13 protein-coding genes and 1 pseudogene are annotated in these 16842 nt (G+C 72.5%); 4 read left to right on the plus strand and 10 right to left on the minus strand.

The window, feature by feature from the left end:
* Window positions 1-10: 10 nt before the first annotated feature.
* A complete protein-coding gene (locus tag QQZ14_RS00510; protein WP_284532195.1) occupies window positions 11-2503 on the minus strand; it encodes a choice-of-anchor A family protein in 2493 nt (830 codons plus the stop codon).
* Window positions 2504-2612: 109 nt separating this feature from the next.
* Window positions 2613-3848 carry an MFS transporter gene (locus QQZ14_RS00515; RefSeq protein ID WP_284532196.1) on the minus strand — a complete coding sequence of 412 codons (1236 nt, stop codon included), beginning with the start codon at window positions 3846-3848 and terminating at the stop codon, window positions 2613-2615.
* Window positions 3849-3907: 59 nt separating this feature from the next.
* On the opposite strand from QQZ14_RS00515, the gene QQZ14_RS00520 reads away from it, so the two are divergent.
* Window positions 3908-4429 carry a MarR family winged helix-turn-helix transcriptional regulator gene (locus QQZ14_RS00520; protein WP_284532197.1) on the plus strand — a complete coding sequence of 174 codons (522 nt, stop codon included), beginning with the start codon at window positions 3908-3910 and terminating at the stop codon, window positions 4427-4429.
* Window positions 4430-4504: 75 nt separating this feature from the next.
* A complete protein-coding gene (locus QQZ14_RS00525; RefSeq protein ID WP_284532198.1) occupies window positions 4505-5779 on the plus strand; it encodes a S1C family serine protease in 1275 nt (424 codons plus the stop codon).
* Window positions 5780-5866: 87 nt separating this feature from the next.
* On the opposite strand, the gene QQZ14_RS00530 is transcribed toward QQZ14_RS00525, so the two are convergent.
* Window positions 5867-6928, minus strand: coding sequence for a GNAT family N-acetyltransferase (locus QQZ14_RS00530; protein ID WP_284532199.1), 1062 nt, complete (start codon window positions 6926-6928; stop codon window positions 5867-5869).
* Window positions 6925-8622, minus strand: coding sequence for an ABC-F family ATP-binding cassette domain-containing protein (locus tag QQZ14_RS00535; RefSeq protein WP_284532200.1), 1698 nt, complete (start codon window positions 8620-8622; stop codon window positions 6925-6927). Before QQZ14_RS00535 ends, QQZ14_RS00530 begins: the two co-directional genes overlap by 4 nt.
* Window positions 8623-8767: 145 nt before the next feature.
* On the opposite strand from QQZ14_RS00535, the pseudogene QQZ14_RS00540 reads away from it, so the two are divergent.
* Window positions 8768-8926: pseudogene (locus QQZ14_RS00540) on the plus strand (hypothetical protein); the annotation flags it as partial.
* Here the strand turns inward: QQZ14_RS00540 and mgrA are convergent.
* The 3 genes from mgrA to QQZ14_RS00555 are packed head-to-tail and all read right to left on the minus strand — an operon-like array spanning window position 8895 to window position 10771.
* Entirely contained in the window at window positions 8895-9938 is a 1044-nt protein-coding gene (gene mgrA, locus QQZ14_RS00545) for an L-glyceraldehyde 3-phosphate reductase (RefSeq protein WP_284532201.1), read from the minus strand. The pseudogene QQZ14_RS00540 and the gene mgrA sit on opposite strands and share 32 nt — an antisense overlap.
* A 32-nt stretch (window positions 9939-9970) precedes the next feature.
* The gene (locus QQZ14_RS00550; RefSeq protein WP_284532202.1) at window positions 9971-10519 is read right to left on the minus strand and encodes a Clp protease N-terminal domain-containing protein; all 549 of its coding nucleotides are present in this window, start codon (window positions 10517-10519) and stop codon (window positions 9971-9973) included.
* A gap of 33 nt (window positions 10520-10552) precedes the next feature.
* Window positions 10553-10771 (minus strand): helix-turn-helix domain-containing protein, encoded by a 219-nt coding sequence (locus QQZ14_RS00555; protein ID WP_284532203.1) that lies wholly within the window; start codon window positions 10769-10771, stop codon window positions 10553-10555.
* Between the two features lie 63 nt (window positions 10772-10834).
* Here QQZ14_RS00555 and QQZ14_RS00560 point away from each other — a divergent pair, with 63 nt between their 5' ends.
* Window positions 10835-11233, plus strand: a complete 399-nt coding sequence (locus QQZ14_RS00560; RefSeq protein WP_284532204.1) for a TIGR03618 family F420-dependent PPOX class oxidoreductase — start codon at window positions 10835-10837, stop codon at window positions 11231-11233.
* A 101-nt stretch (window positions 11234-11334) separates the two neighbouring features.
* Here the strand turns inward: QQZ14_RS00560 and QQZ14_RS00565 are convergent, their stop codons facing one another.
* The 3 genes from QQZ14_RS00565 to katG form a co-directional block, all read right to left on the minus strand.
* Window positions 11335-12723: an FGGY-family carbohydrate kinase gene (locus QQZ14_RS00565; protein ID WP_284532205.1), complete on the minus strand. Its 1389-nt coding sequence runs from the start codon at window positions 12721-12723 to the stop codon at window positions 11335-11337.
* 13 nt (window positions 12724-12736) lie between these two features.
* Window positions 12737-14188 (minus strand): sucrose phosphorylase, encoded by a 1452-nt coding sequence (gtfA, locus tag QQZ14_RS00570; RefSeq protein ID WP_284532206.1) that lies wholly within the window; start codon window positions 14186-14188, stop codon window positions 12737-12739.
* A gap of 339 nt (window positions 14189-14527) precedes the next feature.
* Window positions 14528-16816, minus strand: a complete 2289-nt coding sequence (gene katG / locus QQZ14_RS00575; RefSeq protein WP_284532207.1) for a catalase/peroxidase HPI — start codon at window positions 16814-16816, stop codon at window positions 14528-14530.
* Between the last annotated feature and the right edge of the window lie 26 nt (window positions 16817-16842).

Consider the following 16842-nt stretch of genomic DNA (forward strand, 5'->3'; position numbering starts at 1 on the left):
CGCCTGGGTCCTACCGCTGGACCGCCACGCTCTGGCGCACCGTCCTGCCGCGCGTCGGGTCGACGCTGACCGCCACCCGGTCGAGCCCGGCCAGCTGCCGGCGCCCGGCGTCGGTGAGCCGCAGCGTGGCCGTGACCGCGCCGCCGGCGCGCAGGCCGACGGAGCCACGGGCCAGCAGCGCGCCCTTCGAGCGCACCGCGAGGGCCCCCTTGCCGGGCATCGACGACAGCACCCGCAGGCTGACCGTCGATCTTCCGACCACGGCCCGACCGGCGAAGCCGGCGGTCGAGGACCCGGGCACGACGGTCACGGTGGCGCTCGCTGCGTTGTTGGCCGCGTTGGCGTCGGTCGAGACGGACGAGACGGTCGCGGTGTTGACCACGGACACCGGCTCGTCGGTGCCCATGTCGGTGCCCACGCGGTCGTGGAGGCAGACCAGGTCGAGGGTCGCGTCCTTCGCAGCGCCCGACTGGTTGAACAACCGGAAGGCGCGCTCCTTGAGCCGGGGGTCGTTGCCCCAGGTGGTGACGCCCGGCGGCAGGTCGAAGGTCGCCACGACTCCCTTGGCGTCGTCGGGGCAGGTCACCTTGAACTCGGTGCCTTGGGCTTCCGTCACGCCCGGCACGCTGACGGTCCTCGCCACGTGCGTGAACCGCAGCTGATGGGTGTGGCCCCCCACCGCACTGGTGGTCGTCGACAAGCACAGCGCGCTCGCAGTGACAGTGGCCAGCGACGGCGTCTCGAACGTCAAGGTCCAGGTCCGCGCGGCGTAGCTCGTCTCCGAGCCGACCACGCGGGCACCCGCCGACGAGAGGTCGTAGCCCGGGGCGATCGGCACCGAGCCGGGACGGCAGGTCAGGGTCACCTCGGTGCGGCCGACGGCCAGGGGCTGGGTCAGCGCGACAGGCGCGGCGTCGACCGACAGGTGGTGACGGTGCCCGTCGTCCCCACCCTCGGTGTCGCCGGGCAGGCAGACGATGAACGCCTTCGCCTGCACCCGGCCGGTCGCGTCGTTGCGGATGACGCCCTTCCAGGTGTCGGTCGCTGTGCTCCGCGAGCTGAGGACCTTCACGTCGGAGAAGACACCGGTGCCCTGGTCGACGTGGTCGACCCGGAAGCTGCCGTCACTGAGGATGTCGCCGGGGTCGCAGCTCAGCGAGACGCTCCGCTGCTGCCCCGGCTCCAGGTCCACCTGCATCTCGGGGTGGTACGGCGTCATCCAGTGGTCGCCGCCGGGGTGGACGACCGGGCCGGCGCCGGCGATCGGGTTCGCGGTCACCGTGACCGTCACCGTGGCGGACGCGCCCGGGGCGAGGCTGCCGACGGCGCAGGTCACGACGCCGGCCGACTGCGTGCACGGCGAGGTGGCGGACACGAAGGTGACTCCGCCCGGGAGAGCGTCCCGGATCTCGACGCCGGTCGCGGTCGCGTCGCCGACGTTCGTCGCGGTCAGCGTGTAGCTGAACGTGCTGCCGCCGTGGGGCGTCGCCGTCGACGCCGACTTGGCGATGGTCACGTCGGACGTCCCCGGGGTGCTCGGAGGCGTCGGGACGCACGCCTGGCTGGGGAACAGGTTGAGGTGCGTCTCGAACCCCGAGGAGAAGCTCTTCGCGATCACCTGGCCGATCGTGTGGCCGGCGGAGGTCACACTCACGGCGGCGCGAGGGGCGAAGAGGTGACCGACCCAGGCCGAGCCGTAGTCCAGCGTCAGCGAGGTCGCATCCGGGAAGTTCCACACGATGCCGTTGGAGACACCCTTGACGTTGCCGTCGTTGACCTGGTTCCAGCTCGCACCGCTGCGGATCCACGCCTGGCCGGCGATCGCCACGGTCGACCCGGGGACGTTGACGATCGTGGTCGCGCTGCTCGGTACGTCGTACCCGACGTGCTTGCCGGCCGCCAGGTCGGCGGCCTGGGCACCGGTCAGGTTGAAGACGTTGAGCGTGGGGCTGGTGCCGGCGAGGACCAGCGCGGCGTTGCCGCCGGTGACGCCGGCGGTGACGGTGCCCGTCGCGGCAGCGGCGCCCCACTGGTCGGAGAGGGCGCGCAGCTGGGTGAACGCGGCGCCGAAGTCGACGGGGTTGGTGGCCAGGTAGTGGCCGCCGCCGTTGAAGTTCACGCCGGTCTGCGGGCTGAGGTAGGCGCTGCCGTACTGGAGGTTGTACGTGCCGTGGCTGCCGGCCACGACGAGCGCGGCCGCCCCGGTCGGGAACCCGACGGCGTCCTTGTTGACGGTCATGCCACCAGCGCTGTGGTTGCCGCCGTAGGCGATGGCCCCCTCGGACTCGGCGCCGCGGCTGCCGTTGCCCTCGACGAACTCGGTCCAGCCGGTCGCCGGGCCGAACGCGTTGGACACCGGTGTGCAGGTCGCCGGCGTGGTGGCGTCGGCACGCTCCACCGTGAGCGTCTGCAGCCCGGCGAAGGTGAGCGCTCCGGCGGCGACGGCCGCGACGAGCGGCAGATGGACGGCGCGACGGGCGCGCGAGGACACAGACGTGCTCATGAAACCAACCCCCCAGTAGGCATGCAGCCTCGACGGTGCCAGAGACGGAGCCCGCCCGCGGCCGAATGCGGCGAACCTCGCCGGGGCGGACTGGACCGGGCGGCCGGGCTCAGCTCTGCCGCTGCAGCCGCCGCACGTCTCCGGACGAGAGCGAGATCAGCGCCGACCCGCTCATCACGCACCCGACGACGACGAGCCAGTGGTCGAACCCCACGGCCTCGGCGATGGGGCCGGTGGCCGCCAGCCCGATGGGGCGGGCGATGAACGAGCCCACGAGGTCGAAGGAGTAGACGCGGGCGAGCTTGTCCTCGGCGATGTTCTCCTGGATCGACACCTGCCAGAACACGTCGAAGATCTGCAGCCCGACCCCGTGGAGGAAGGCGCCGACGAGGATCGGCCAGAGGTGGTCGGACAGCGCCATCGCGAGCGGGAACGTCCCGGTGAGCGAGAGCAGGACCGTGCCGATGAACAGCGCGCGCCGGGGCTTCCACCGCAGGCAGATGAGCCCGCCGACGACGAAGCCGGCCATCAGCACCCCGAGGGCGAGACCCCAGCTCGACCGCCCGAACTCGTCGCCCATCACGATCGGCCCGACGACGGACTGCGCGCCGCCGTAGAACAGGTGGTAGAGCAGGGCCTGCCCGATCAGCAGCCACAGCCAGGTGTGCCGGAGCACCTCCCTCAGGCCTTCGGCCATGTCGCCGAACATCGAGGCCCTGGCGCCCTCGGGACGGGTGTGCGGGACGTCGAGGCGTCCGAAGCAGAAGGCGGCGACCGCGAACGTCGCAGCATCCACGCCGATCGCCCAGCCGGGCCCCACGCCGGCGACCAGCACGCCACCGACGGCGTACCCGACCACGGCCGCGCTCGTCTGCAGCAGGCCGCGCAGCGCGACCGCGGAGCCGAGCAGGTCGGGCGGCACGGTCATCCGGGTCATCGCCGAGGACGAGGGCCCGCTCAGCGCGCCGAGGCAACCGTTGACCACGCCGAGCAGCGCCAGGAGCGGCACCGTCGCCCATCCCCCGATGATCAGCACGGCCACCGCGGCCTGGCTCAGTGCGCAGACGGCGTTGGAGCCCTCCATCAGGACCTGGCGGGCGACCCGGTCGCCGAGCACGCCGCCGAACAGGACGGTCACCACGTCGGCGAGGGCGTACGCCGCGACCACCAGCCCAAGGTCCGAGGCCGAGCCCCCCAGGTCGAGCACCGCGAAGGCAAGGGCGACCGGGGCGATCGCGTTGCCGAGCGAGCTGGTCGCGCTGCCCGTCACCAGCAGGCGGAAGTTGCGGTGCCGAAGCGGGCGCGGCCGCTCCGCGCGGGCCGTCTCGTCGTCGAGCGAGGTCACTCCCACATTTAATTCGCCAGCGAACTATTCGTCAACGAAGTTTTCCCTAGGATGGGCTCATGGAGAGCGCCGACGAGCGGGAGGACTGGGCGGACCGGCACGTGGCACGCTGGCGCGACCACTGGATCGACGTCGACTTCGAGGACGACGTCGAGGCGATCGTGGTGCGGATCAGCCGGCTGGTCCAGCACTTCCGCGGCGCCACCCAGAAGGCGCTGGCGGAGGTCGGGCTCCAGGACTTCGAGTACAAGACCCTGCACCACCTGATGATCCGGGACACGCCCGGGCACGCGAGCCCGTCGGCGCTCGCCGCCGATCTCGGCATCAGCGGGGCCGGCATGACCGGCCGCCTGGACGCACTGGAGAAGGCCGGCTGGATCCAGCGCCGCGCCCACGCCGACGATCGCCGGCGCGTCGAGATCGAGGTCACCCGCAGCGGCGCGCGGATCTGGCGACAGGCGATGGACCTGCGCGGCCGCGCGGAACACGACGTCGTCCACGCACTGACGTCTGCCGAGCGGGCGACCCTCGCCGGGCTGCTGAAGAAGATGACCCTCACCGTCGAGGCCGAGGACGACTGAGCGCGCCCCACGTTTCTTCGGACCACCCCAGCGGCGTCTCAGCAACGTCACAGGCTGCCCTCGCATGGTTGAGGCATGAACGACCAGCCCACCAGTCCGCCACCGGGGCCGCAGAACCCGTACTTCTCCTCCCCGTCTCCGGAGGGCCAGCCCCCGCAGGGACCGCCTCCGGGGGGACCGCCGGCCGCGGCGATGGCGCAGCCGGCTCAGCCGCCGGTCCAGCGTCGGCCACGCCGGACCGGCTTCGCCGCCGCGGTCGTCGCGACCGCGCTGGTGGCGGGTGGCGCTGCGGGTGTCGGCGGCGCAGCCGCCTGGAGCGCGCTCGATGACGAGGGATCCTCGAGCGCGGGCAGCCCCGGCACCCGCACGACGTCGCAGGTCGTGGACACCCCCGACTCCGAGGCGCCGGCCGGCTCGGTCGAGCAGGTCGCGGCCAAGGTGCTCCCCTCGGTGGTCAAGATCGACGTCTCCGGCGCCCAGGGCGCCGGCTCCGGCTCGGGCATCATCCTCAGCTCCGACGGGGAGATCCTCACGAACAACCACGTGGTCGAGGTCGCCGGCAACGGCGGCTCGATCAGTGTCTCGTTCAACGACGGCTCGACGGCGAAGGCCGAGGTCCTCGGCACCGATCCGCTGACCGACACCGCCGTGATCAAGGCCCAGGACGTGTCCGGGCTGACGCCGGCGACCATCGGCAAGTCCGGCGACCTCAAGGTCGGCGAGAGCGTGGTCGCGATCGGCTCGCCGTTCGGCCTCGACTCGACCGTGACCAGCGGCATCGTCAGCGCCCTGGACCGGCCCGTGGACGTCGGCTCCGACGGCCAGGGCAACAGCACGACGTACCCGGCCATCCAGACCGACGCGGCGATCAACCCCGGCAACAGCGGCGGCGCCCTCGCCGACCTCGACGGCAACGTCGTCGGCATCAACTCCTCGATCCGCACCGCCAGCAACTCGCAGGGGGAGGCCGGCTCGATCGGCCTCGGGTTCGCGATCCCCATGGACGAGGTCATGCCGATCGTCGAGCAGATGCGCAACGGCGAGACCCCGACCCACGCCCGGCTCGGCATCTCGGTCTCCCCGGTCGCCGCGCAGCCCGGCGCCGTGGTCAGCCAGGGCGCGGAGATCCAGGAGGTCACCAACGGCTCGACCGCCGACAACGCCGGCCTGGCCAAGGGCGACGTCATCACCAAGGTCGACGACCACCTGATCACCGACGCCGACTCACTGGTGGCCACGATCCGGTCCTACCGGCCCGGCGACAAGGTCACCGTCACCTACGAGCACGACGGGGACACCAAGACCGTCACCCTCGAGCTGGACTCGGACGCGAACGCCTCCAACTCCTGATCCCGCCCCTGATCCAGCTCCGCCACAGACCCCTCTCGCCTCCGAGATGGGATCGGAGGCCCCACCGGCCAGCAGGTCCGTCTCCCGTCAGCCGGTGGGGCCCTCGTCTGCGTTCGGCATCAGCCGGTGCTGGAACTCCCCCAGCCGTCCGATCGGCGTGAAGCCAAGCCGGTCGTTGACCGCGACCATGTGCGCGTTGACCTCGGCGTTGTACGTCGTGAGCAGCTCGATGTCGGGCCGCTCGGCCTGCAGCAGCCGGAGGTTGGCGACCTTCACCGCCAGGCCCAGCCGGTGCCCGCGGGCGTCGGGTCGCACCAGCGTCCCCCACTGGTAGGCCCTCCCGGGCTCGTGGATCGTCGTCGCGACGTCGGTGTAGGCGACCACCTCGCCCAACGGGTCGAGGGCCACGGTGTTGTACTTCGTTCGGCCCTGCCGGGCCTGGTTGGCCTCCGCCTCGCGCAGCACGGCCACGTCGGCCGTCTCCTCCTCACGGTGCATCTCTCCCGCGGGCGCCTCGGTCCCGAGGGTCGCGGTCAGGCGCACCCAGCCCTCGGCCAGCTCGTCGGGCACCGGGCCGGCCCACGAGCGCAGGACGTAGCCGTCGTGGTGCAGCGCCGTCTCGGCCGCGAGCTCGTCGAGCAGGCCGGCGGCCACCGGCAGCCGGAGCACCCGCTTCACGTCGCCGAGCGCCAGCGTGAACCCCCGGGCAGCAGCGAACGACGGGCCCGGCTCACCGGTGCCGTCCGGCCCGGCGTCGTACGGCCAGAACGACTCGGCCTGCAGCACCGTGCGGCCGTGCTCGCGGGCCACCCTCTCGAGGTGGGCGAGCATCGCGGACCCGTGGCCGCGGCGCCGCGCGCCCGGCACGACGTGGACCATGATCTCGGCGGTGTCGGTGTTGTCGAGCAGCGGCAGCCGTACGAATCCGGAGCCGACCACGCGGTCGCCGACCAGGCCGGCGTAGCCGAGCAGCCGGTGCCGGGTGCCCTGGTCCTGCATCATCGCCCGCACCTCCTCGACCTGCCACGGCGACGTGACGCCTTCGGGAGCGGCCAGCTCCGCGTCGAGGTAGGCCTGGTGCCACGCGTCGAACAGCTCGCGGTCGAACGGGTCGACCTCGACGATCGTGTGCTCCACCGGGTCGCTCATCGGGCCCGCTGCACCCGGCCCTCGTCCCACACCGGGCCGTCGGACTCGTAGACCTCGCCGTCCGAGCCGTACACCAGGAACCGGTCGAAGCCGCGGGCGAACCAGCGGTCGTGGGTGACCGCCAGCACCGTTCCCTCGAACGCCTCGAGCCCCTCCTCGAGCGCCTCGGCCGACTGCACGTCGAGGTTGTCGGTCGGCTCGTCGAGCAGCAGCAGGGACGCTCCGGACAGCTCCAGCAGGAGGATCTGGAACCGGGCCTGCTGGCCGCCGCTCAGCGACTCGAACCGCTGCTCCCCGGCGTGCGCGAGCTCGTAGCGGTCGAGCACCCGGCTGGCCTGCTCGCGGCCCATGCCGTCGCGGCGCTCGTCGCCGCGGTGCAGGATCTCCAGCAGCGTGCGGCCGACCAGCTCGGGGTGCTCGTGGGTCTGGACGAACCATCCGGGACGCACCCGCGCCCCGAGCTTGGCCAGGCCCCGGTGCTGGACCGGCTTGATCACTCCCTGGGAGAGAGCGTCGCCGACCGGCTCGTGCTCCTTGTCCGGACGGGTGCCGCCCGCGGCCAGGAGCCGGAGGAAGTGGGACTTGCCCGACCCGTTCGAGCCGAGCACGGCCACGCGCTCGCCGTACCAGACCTCGAGGTCGAAGGGCTTCATCAGCCCGGTGAGCTCGAGCTGCTCGCACACCACGGCGCGCTTGCCGGTGCGGCCGCCCTTGAGCCGCATCGTGACCTGCTGCTCGCGTGGCTGCTCGGTCGGTGGGCCGGCCTCCTCGAACTTGCGCAGCCGGGTCTGGGCCGCGCGGTACTGCGAGGCCATGCCGTCGTTGTACTCGGACTTGATCTTGTAGTGCAGCACCAGCTGCTTGAGGTTCGCGTGCTCCTCGTCCCAGCGCCGGCGCAGCTCCTCGAAGCGCGCGAACCGGTCGGCGCGCGCCTGGTGGTAGGAGCCGAAGCCGCCCGGGTGGGTCCACACGGTGTTCCCCGCCGCGCCGAGCTCGACGGTGACCACGCGGGTGGCGGTGTTGTTGAGCAGCTCACGGTCGTGGCTGATCATCAGCACGGTCTTGGCGGACTCGCGGATCCGCTCCTCGAGCCAGATCTTGCCGGGCACGTCGAGGAAGTTGTCGGGCTCGTCGAGCAGCAGCACCTCGTCAGGCCCTCGCAGCAGGTACTCCAGCACCAGCCGCTTCTGCTCTCCGCCCGACAGCGTGCCGAGCTCGCGGTACTTCACGCGGTCGAACGGCATCCCGAGGGCGGCGGTGGCGCACACGTCCCACGTGACCTCGAGGTCGTAGCCACCGGCGTCGGCGTACTCCGAGAGCGCGTGGGCGTAGGCCATCTGCGACCTCTCGTCGTCGGTGTCCATCAGCGCCCGCTCGCAGGCGTCGACGTCGTACGCCGCGGCGCGGACCCGGGCCGGCGCCACGCTGAGCAGCAGGTCGGCGACGGTGGGCGCCTCGCCGAGCCCGGCCCCCACCATCTGCCGCATCACCCCCAGTCCGCCCGACCGGGTCACGACGCCCGCGTGGGGGACCAGGTCACCGGTGATGATCCGCAGCAACGTGGTCTTGCCGGCACCGTTCGCGCCGACCAGCGCGACCTTGGCGCCCTCGCCGACCCGGAACGACACGTCGTCCAGCAGCACTCTCCCGTCGGGGAGCTCGTACCGCACCCCGGCCACGTCCACGTGTCCCACGTCGGAGCATTGTCCGGCATGCGGCGGTGACCGGCACCCGGTTTAGGTGGCGTCCAGTTGAACGAGACGACGACCACCGGCCCAGAGACGACAGCGCACGGCTCCCAGAATCGGCTCATGACGCGGTGGCGGCTCGAGCTACCCGCTTGCGATGTCGACCGCACTGGTCTACACCGCCGAGCACTACGTCATCGACATCGTCGCGGGCGCGCTGCTGGCCGCCGTCGTCCTCGTCGGCTGCCAGCGCTGGGAGGACGGCCCGGACCGGGCCGTCACTCCGCGGTCGACCGCGCCCAGAGGTTGATCCCCGCCTCGACGGCATGGCCGTCGATGGCCGTGAGCTCCTCGTCCGTGAGGTCCGGGAAGCTCAGCGCGTCGAGGTTGGCGTCGAGCTGCTCGACCGAGCTCGCGCCGATCACCGCCGACGTCACCCGCGGGTCGCGCACCGCCCACTGCAGCGCGAGCTGGGCGAGCCTCTGCCCGCGCGACTGCGCCAGGTCGTTGAGCCGGCGGACGTGGGTGAGCGTGGCCTCGTCGAGGTGGTCGCCGGGCAGCGAGGATCCCTGGCGGGCGGCGCGCGAGTCGGCCGGCACGCCGTCGAGGTAGCGGTCGGTCAGCAGTCCCTGGGCCAGCGGAGAGAACACGATGCAGCCCATGCCCTGCTGCTCGAGCTCGTCGAGGAGGTCCTCCTCGATCCAGCGGTTGAGCATGGAGTACGACGGCTGGTGGATCAGCAGCGGCGTGCCGAGGTCGCGGGCGATCGCGGCCGCCTCGTTGGTCTTCGCGGCGGAGTACGACGAGATGCCGGCGTACAGCGCCTTGCCCTGCCGCACCGCGTGGTCGAGCGCCATCATCGTCTCCTCGAGCGGCGTCTCGGGGTCGAAGCGGTGGCTGTAGAAGATGTCGACGTAGTCGAGCCCCATGCGGCCCAGCGACTGGTCGAGCGAGGCGAGCACGTACTTGCGCGAGCCGCCGCCCTGGCCGTACGGCCCGGGCCACATGTCGTAGCCGGCCTTCGTGGAGATGACCAGCTCGTCGCGGTAGGACGCGAAGTCCTCGCGCAGGTAGCGCCCGAAGTTCTCCTCCGCCCGGCCGTACGGCGGGCCGTAGTTGTTCGCGAGGTCGAAGTGGGTCACGCCCCGGTCGAAGGCGCGGCGCAGGATCGCGCGCTGGGTCTCCTCGGGACGGTCGTCACCGAAGTTCTGCCAGAGCCCCAGCGAGATCACCGGCAGCTGCAGCCCGCTGCGACCGGTGAAGCGGTAGCGCATCCCGGTGGCGTCGGTGTCGTAGCGGTCAGGGGCGGCGACGTAGGTCATGCCCCGATCCTGCCACCGGCCGCAGGCGGCGCTCAGCCGGTACGGCGGTCCAGGTCCGCGACCGCGCTCCGCAGGTCTCCCAGCGTGATCTCGAAGGCCGCCAGCGTCCCGAGGACGACGCGGTCGTCGGTGCGCGCGAGACCCAGCAGCAGGTGCTCGGTGCCGATGAACCCGTCCCCGAGGTGGATCGCCTCGCGGAGCGCCAGCTCGAGCGCCTTCTTCGAGGAGCGGGTGAACCGGAGGTGCCCGCGGCGCGACGCCGCACCACCGGCGTCGCCCCCGAGGTCGCTGCCGATGCGGCGCACGACCTCGTCGAGGTCGATGCCCAGCACCTTGAGCGCCTCGGCGTCGTCGGCGTCCAGCCCCTCGGCGTACGGGCTGCGCAGTCCGGCGACCACCCCCCAGACCTCCTCGACGGGCGCCCCCATCCCCACGAGCACGCGGACCGCGGTCGAGGTGTCGTCGGCCAGCAGCCCGGCCAGCACGTGCTCGGGCCGCACCTCGGCCGCACCCTGCTCACGCGCACTCTCGACCGCCTGCTCGACCACGCGCCGCGCGGCTCGGGTGAATCGCTCGAACATCTCTCGCTCCCTCAGCTCTCGGTCAGGTCCAGGTCAGCTGCGGCCGTGCTTCTTGTGCACGGCCTGCCTGCTGACGCCGAGCACCTCGGCGATCTCCTGCCACGACCACCCGGCGGCCCGGGCCCGCCGGACCTGGGTCGCCTCGAGGTGCTCGACCAGGCGCCGCAGCGCACGCACCGCCCGCAGCCCCACCCGGGGATCCGCGTCGGTGGCCGCGGTCGCGGTGGCGGCCGCGTCGCTCGTCTCGGTCATGCCTGTCAACATAGGTTGACGGATCCGATCTGTCAACCCTGGTTGACATGGCAGGATCGCCGGGTGACCTCGTGGCGACCGGACTGGGACGCGTTCCCCCAGGACCTGCTGGACTTCTGGACCGAGCGGCACCTGTGCACGCTGACGACCCTGCGCGCCGACGGCAGCCCGCACGTGGTCCCCGTAGGGGTCACGGTCGACGTCGAGCAGCGCTGCGCCTGGGTGATCACCTCGCGCACCTCGGCCAAGGTGCGGCACGTCCAGGGCAGCCCGACGCTCGCCGCCTGCCAGGTCGACGGGCGACGCTGGTCGACGATCGAGGGACGCGGCGAGGTGCGCGAGGACGACGAGTCGGTACGCCGGGCGGTCGAGCGCTACGCGACCCGATACCGCCAGCCGCGGGTCAACCCCGCCCGGGTCGCGGTCCGCATCGAGGTGGACCGCTTCCTCGGCAACGTGTGACCCACCGCCACCCACCGGGACGTCATACAGCTGGAGCGAACGGTTGCTCTGTCCGTATGACCTCCTGACCGATCCACCTCCGGCCGAGGCCTGGACCACCCTCAGCCGTGTCGTTCTCGCGCGGCGCGCACGAACTCCCTGTAGATCTGCGCGAAAGGGTCGCGCGGGGGCCGGGTCACCGGAGCCGCAGACAGCACCACGGAGCCGGGCGGCACCAGACCTGCGCGCTCGGCCGCCACGACGGCGGCGCCCACGGCCACCGGCTCCTCCTGGGCGACGACGCGCAGCGGACGGGGCAGCACCTCGGACTTCACCCGCGTCCAGGCGGCATTGCGCGCCCCGGGTCCCCCGAGGAGCACGACCGGGCCGTCGGCGGCACCGGGGTCGAGCCGGCGCTGCTCGTCGTACATCCAGCGAGCCTGGAGGCACAGCCCCTCGAGGACCGCCTTGGTGAGCGCCCCGGGACCGGCGGGCCCGACGTCCCCGACCACGCGCATCGTCGCCCCCGGATCCGGGTCGGGGCACTGGCGCCCACGCAGATAGGGCAGCACGAGGAGGCCGGTGGGGCCCGCGGGGAGGTCGTCGCTCTCGGGATGGTCCGCGACCCAGGCGGCGTACGCCGATCCCGCGGCGCTGTTGCCCGCGACCAGGGCGAGCTCGCGGCCGCCGACGGTGCGGACCAGGCTCATCCCCGCGCGACGCACGCCCTCGCGGTCGGGCTCGCCGTCGAGCACACGCAGCAGCACCTCGGTGGTGCCGAGGGAGTCGGCGGTGTCGCCGGGGCTGCGGACGCCGCAGGCGTGGGCACCGACCTGGTGGTCGTGGCCCGCGACCACCACGGGGACGCCGCCCGCCCGGCCGGCGACCTCGTCGGGCCCGACCACCTCGGGCAGCACGGCGGGGCTCACCCCGACCAGCCCGAGGAGGTCCTCGGCCCACCCGTCCCGATCGAGGAGGTAGACCCCGGTCCGGCCGGCGAGCGTGTGGTCGGTGACGATCCGGCCCGTGAGCGCAAGCGCGACGAGGTCGGCCGCGCCCGCCCAGTGCCGCATCCGGGTGCGCACGTCCGGGCGGGAGTCGGCCAGCCAGGCCCAGGTGGCCAGCGGCACCTTCGGGGAGAGCCGGACCCCGGTCCGGGCGAACAGCGTCTGGGGGTCCAGGTCGCCGAGGGCGGCGCTCGGGAGGCGGCGGGCGTCCCAGGTCAGCAGCGGCGTCAACGGCCGTCCGTGCTCGTCGAGCGGCACGCCGGTCTCGGCCATCGACGCGACTCCGACCGCCGCCACCGGCCCGGCCTCCTCGGTGACCTCGCGGAGCAGGCCCACCGCGGCGGCCACCAGGTCCTCCGCGCCCGACGGGGTCGGCTCCCGGCGCAGGGCGACGAGCGCCGCCGGGCGCTCCGATGCCGGGTCGAGGTCGACGCAGACGGCCTTGAGGTACGACGTGCCGACGTCGATGCCGGCGACGCGGAGGCCGGTGCGCGGAGGTGACACCCGTTGCCGCCCCTCAGGCTCCCGGTCGTTCGGTGGCGGTCACCGTGTGGGTGCGCCGGGCGAGGTCCGCCCGCAGCTCGGCCCGGTGCTCTCCGTGGCTCCACGTGAGCACCAGGACGCCCTCGCCCGCCCGCGCGCAGGAGAACTCGCCGTCGAACGCCGGATGGCTGCCGCGCAGCCGGATCAGCTCGAGCTGGTCGCGGACGACCGGTCGCTCCAGGGCCGCGTCGATCTCGGCGTCCGTGAACCGGTGCCGGTTGATCTCGCGCCCCACCCCGGTCTCCTCGGAGAGCGCGACGTCGTTGGAGCCGGCGAGCAGCCCGACGTAGTAGACCTGCGGGCGGCCCGGGGTGAACAGCTGGAACGCGCGGGCCAGCAGGTAGGCGTCGTCGTCCTCGCCGAGCACGCTGTAGAACGTGGAGTTGACCTGGTGCGGCAGCTCCGCCCACGCGACCGGGGTCGAGGCCCGCGCCGACTCGCCGTCGGTACGGCGGGCCGCAGCCTCGAACACCGCAGCCATCTCGTCGTGGTCCATCAGGCCCGGCCACTCGCGAGCCGGACCGGCGTCGATCACGCCGATCCCGTCATGGGTGTCGAGGACCGTGATCGCGTTCGCCGGACGCACCTCGAGCCACTCCGCCAGCCGGTCGGTCTGCCCGGTCTCGAGCGCGTGCAGCAGCAAGGGCGGCAGCGCGAAGTCGTAGACCAGGTCGGTCACGGCGGCGACCGCCCGCTGCTGGCTGTGGTGGGCGTGCACCTCCACGAGCACCTCGAGCCCCTCGGCGTGCGCGAGCTCGGTGACCTCGGCGACGAACGCGAGCGTGTCGTCGGTCATGAAGCTGTCCGTGCCGGCCGTCTTCACGGCGTACCCCACCGCGTCGAGGCGCGCCGTGCGCACTCCCGCCTCGGCGAACGTGCGCATCACCCGGCTCAGGTAGTCGCGGGCGACCGGGTGGGCGACGTCGAGGTCGACCTGCGAGGGCATGAACGTCGTCCAGACCAGGCGACGGGTGCCGTCGGCCATCTCGTACGGCGTGAACGGCAGCCCGGCGCGCGGCCGGTAGATCGCGGTGATCCCGGCCTCGGTGCCGCCCTCGGGGAAGACGGTGTCGAAGGTCAGGAACATGCCGGCGTACGGCGAGTCCGCGCCGCGCGCGAGCCAGTCGCGGAACTCCGCGGAGTCGGCCGAGACGTGGTTGACGATCACGTCCGCGGTCACGTCGATGCCGGCGTCGCTCAGGGCGACCACGTCGGACCAGTCGCCCAGGCGCGGGTCCACGGTCGTGTGGTCGACGGGGTCGAACCCGGCGTCGTCGCCGTCGTACGGCGTGAAGAACGGCAGGATGTGCACACCGGAGAACACCGCGAACGGACCCTCGGTGAGCAGCCGGCGGAGTCCGGCCAGGTCACCCCCGAACCGGTCCGCGTAGGTCAGCAGGTGCACCCCGTTGCGCTGCTCCTCCACCGTCGCCCCTTCCGTCGTCTGCGGCTGCTGGTGCGGTCGCTGCAGCCACGATGGCACTCCGGGGCGCCGGGCGGCACCGGGGGCATCTGGACCGGTCGGCGCGGGACCGCGCGTGGGCTCGCGGGGAGGTCTAGCCTGCGGCCAGGTGGCACCGGGGGGCGGCCGCCCACATCCATGCCCGGTCTCGGGCCTGACCCGATTGGCTCCCCATGAGCTGGAACGTCGTCTTCCTGGTGCTCGTCGTGCTCGCGGTCGCGGCCGCGATGCGGGCCGCCTCCTGACGCAACGCACGCGTCCCGGCCGACCCGAGGGGCCGACCGGGACGAGACGTGCGTTCGATCAGGAGAGGTCGAAGCGGTCGAGCTCCATGACCTTGACCCAGGCGGCGACGAAGTCGTGCACGAACTTCTCGCGCGCGTCCTCGCTCGCGTAGACCTCGGCCAGGGCCCGCAGCTCGGAGTTCGAGCCGAAGACCAGGTCGACCGCCGTGGCGGTCCACTTCACGTCGCCGCTGCCCGCGTCGCGGATCTCGTAGACGTTCTCCTGCGACTCCGAGGCCTTCCACACCGTGCCCGGCGAGAGCAGGTTGACGAAGAAGTCGTTGGAGAGCACGCCCACGCGGTCGGTGAGCACGCCGTGGGCGACGCCGCCGACGTTCGTGCCGAGCGCGCGCATGCCGCCGACCAACGCGGTCATCTGCGGGGGCGTGAGGTCCAGCAGGTACGCCCGCTCCACGAGCTGCTTCTCCGGCTGCAGCTTGTCGCCGGACCGCAGGTAGTTGCGGAACCCGTCGGCGCGCGGCTCGAGCACGCGGAAGGAGTCGACGTCGGTCTGCTCCTGGGTCGCGTCGGTGCGACCGGCGCGGAACGGGACCGTGACCTCGACGCCCGCGTCGGCGGCGGCCTTCTCGACCGCAGCGTTGCCGGCGAGCACGATCAGGTCGGCCAGGGAGACCTGGGCGCCTCCGGCCGCGTTGAACTCGCTCCGGACGGACTCCAGCCTCTCGAGGACGGCGGCCAGCTGCTCGGGCTGGTTGACCGCCCAGCCGCGCTGCGGCTCCAGGCGGATCCGGGCGCCGTTCGCGCCACCGCGCTTGTCGGTGGTGCGGAACGTCGAGGCGGACGCCCAGGCGGTCGTGACGAGCTCGGAGACCGAGAGGCCCGACTCGAGCACCTTCGCCTTCAGCGTCGCGACGTCGGCGTCGCCGACGAGCGCGCCCTCGTGCGCCGGGACGGGGTCCTGCCACAGCTGCGGCTCGGCGACCCAGGGACCCAGGTAGCGGGAGACCGGGCCCATGTCCCGGTGCAGCAGCTTGTACCAGGCCTTGGCGAAGGCGAGCGCGAACTCGTTCGGGTTCTCCAGGAAGCGCCGCGAGATCTTCTCGTACGCCGGGTCGAAGCGCAGCGCGAGATCGCTGGTGAGCATGGTCGGCTTGCGCTTGGGCGAGTCCGGCGTCGGGCCGGGGATGATGTCCTCGGCGTCCTTGGCGACCCACTGGTGGGCGCCGGCCGGGCTCTGGGTGAGCTCCCACTCGTAGCCGAACAGGATCTTGAAGTAGTCGTTGCTCCAGCGGGTCGGCGTCGTGGTCCAGGTGACCTCGAGACCCGAGGTGATCGTGTCGGCGCCCTTGCCGGAGCCGTACGAGCTCTTCCAGCCCAGACCCTGGTCCTCCAGCGGCGCCGCCTCCGGCTCGGGGCCGACGAGGTCGGCGTCACCGGCGCCGTGGGTCTTGCCGAACGTGTGGCCACCGGCGATCAGCGCGACGGTCTCCTCGTCGTTCATGGCCATCCGCGCGAACGTGTCGCGGATGTCCTTGGCCGACGCGACCGGGTCGGGGTTGCCGTTGGGGCCTTCGGGGTTGACGTAGATCAGGCCCATCTGGACCGCGCCGAGCATCTCGTCGAGCGTGCGCTCCTCGGCGTACCGCTCGTCGCCGAGCCAGGTGTCCTCGGGGCCCCAGACGACCTCCTCGGGCTCCCAGATGTCCTCACGACCGAAGCCGAACCCGAACGTCTGGAAGCCCATGTCCTCCAGCGCGACGGTGCCGGCGTACACCAGCAGGTCTGCCCAGGAGATCTTGCGGCCGTGCTTCTGCTTGACCGGCCACAGGAGCCGGCGCGCCTTGTCCAGGTTGGCGTTGTCGGGCCAGCTGTTCAGCGGCGCGAACCGCTGGCTGCCGTCACCGGCGCCGCCGCGGCCGTCGTAGATGCGGTAGGTGCCGGCGGCGTGCCAGCTCATCCGGATCATCAGGCCGCCGTAGTGGCCGAAGTCGGCGGGCCACCAGTCCTGCGAGGTGTTGAGGACCTCGACGATGTCGCGCCGGAGCGCGGCGAGGTCGAGCTTCTTGAACTCCTCGGAATAGTCGAAGTCCGGGCCGAGCGGGTTGGTCTTCGACGACTGGGTGCGCAGCACCGACAGGTCGATCTGGTTGGGCCACCAGTCCTTGTTGGTGTGTGGCCGGCCGCCGTTCTTCGGCGTCGGGGAGTCGATGGCCGGGTTCTCGCTCTCGCTGCCCTGGCCGGTCACGCCGTCGTGGGCGACGGGGCACCCACCCTCGGCCTTGCGGTCCACCCCCTGCGGGCTGGCTCCCTCGGTGGGGGCGGTGACGTTGTCCTGGCTGTCGGTCATGATCTTCCTTCCGGGCGGTGGTGTGA

Origin of the sequence: Nocardioides sp. T2.26MG-1 (assembly GCF_950101795.1) — a bacterium.
In the GTDB taxonomy this organism is placed as follows: Bacteria; Actinomycetota; Actinomycetes; order Propionibacteriales; family Nocardioidaceae; genus Nocardioides.